The 648-nt window shown below is 46.0% G+C and carries 1 protein-coding gene; it reads right to left on the reverse strand.

Annotation, left to right across the window (positions count from 1 at the left end; translation table 11 throughout):
• Positions 1 to 648: Rib/alpha-like domain-containing protein (locus ACXM1Q_RS09350; RefSeq protein ID WP_458517817.1), on the reverse strand; the 648-nt coding region annotated here is incomplete at both ends.

The raw sequence follows: 648 nt of genomic DNA on the forward strand, positions 1-648 counted from the left end.
AAAGGAAACTGTTGTTCCTGCTGGCAACTCTGGCAAGTTAGAGATTGATTTCTCTGCTGATGGTGTTTCACCAACCTTAACTGTCTGTTCTACCGGTGTTGGTTCATTGGTTTCAGCTTGCGTTGAAGCCTCTTCAACCTTAACAGTCACTGGAACCTTATCTTGAGATCCATCTGGATAAGTCACAACGACTACCGCTGGCTTATCGCCTGCTGTTGTTGTATCCACTGGAGTTTCAAAGGAAACTGTTGTTCCTGCTGGCAACTCTGGCAAGTTAGAGATTGATTTCTCTGCTGATGGTGTTTCACCAACTTTGACCGTTTGGTCTGTCGGGGTTGGTTCATTACTATCAGCTTGCGTTGGAGTTTCAGAAACCTTAACAGTCACTGGAACCTTATCTTGAGATCCATCTGGATAAGTCACAACGACTACCGCTGGCTTATCGCCTGCTGTCTCAGTATCTACTGGAGTTTCAAAGGAGACTGTTGTGCCTGCTGGCAACTCTGGCAAGTTAGAGATGGATTTCTCTGCTGTTGGTGTTTCACCAACCTTGACCGTTTGGTCTGCCGGGGTTGGTTCATTGGTTTCAGCTTGCGTTGGAGTTTCAGAAACCTTAACCGTTACTGGAATCTTATCTGTTGAACCATC

It is taken from the genome of Streptococcus sp. 10F2 (assembly GCF_054331515.2).